Below are 696 nucleotides of genomic sequence, written 5' to 3'. Positions count from 1 at the left end.
GGTCGGCCCCTTGAGGTTCAGCGTTTCCGCAATTTGGCGCACAGAAAAGCCCTGCCAGTAGAGCAAGGCAGCTTGGCGGCGCGGATCGCTGATGATGGTTGTTGCCTGTGTCGTATTCATGCCGCCAAGGCTACGAAAGCGCCGGGCGACTCGCATTAAGCCCTTGTTGTACCTCAGATCTTCCAACCGCAATGCGTTGAGACGCTCCGCCATTCCCCCGAAACTAGCCCCGAACCCAATCACCACAACTGGAGCCGTTCACATGGCAAAGAAAGTTACTAAGTTTTTCCGCATCGGCGTTGAAGGCGACACCGTTGACGGCCGCGAGATCGGCGCTGCGGATATTCAGCAGATGGCCGCGACCTACAGCCCGAAGGTGTACGGCGCCCGCATCAACATGGAGCACATCAAGGGGATTTTGCCGGACGGTTATTTTCGCCGTTACGGCGGCGTGGTTGAGCTGAAGGCCGAGAAAATCGACGAGCCGGACGAACCGCTGTTGCACGGCAAATGGGCGCTGTATGCCAGTCTGGCCCCGACCGCCGATCTGGTGTCGATGGTCGGCGCGGGCCAAAAGGTTTTCACCTCGATGGAGATCCGCCGCGATTTCGCCAAGACCGGCAAGTCGTATCTGGTCGGGTTGGCCGTCACCGATGACCCGGCGAGCCTCGGCACTGACATGCTGGAGTTCAGCCG

The 696-nt window shown here is 59.8% G+C and carries 2 protein-coding genes; one reads left to right on the top strand and one right to left on the bottom strand.

What is annotated here, in order from left to right; genetic code table 11:
- Window positions 1–213: terminase gpP N-terminus-related DNA-binding protein (locus tag AEAC466_RS44335; RefSeq protein WP_369794561.1), on the bottom strand; the 213-nt coding region annotated here is incomplete at its 3' end.
- Window positions 214–262: 49 nt separating this feature from the next.
- Between AEAC466_RS44335 and AEAC466_RS0123040 the strand changes: the two genes are divergently transcribed.
- On the top strand, window positions 263–696 hold a 434-nt coding region (locus tag AEAC466_RS0123040; RefSeq protein ID WP_031239715.1), incomplete at its 3' end, for a GPO family capsid scaffolding protein.

This window comes from Asticcacaulis sp. AC466 (genome assembly GCF_000495815.1).
Taxonomy (GTDB): Bacteria; Pseudomonadota; Alphaproteobacteria; order Caulobacterales; family Caulobacteraceae; genus Asticcacaulis.
The sequence above is the reverse complement of the archived record's forward strand: the minus strand, read 5'-3'. Positions and strand labels throughout refer to the sequence as shown.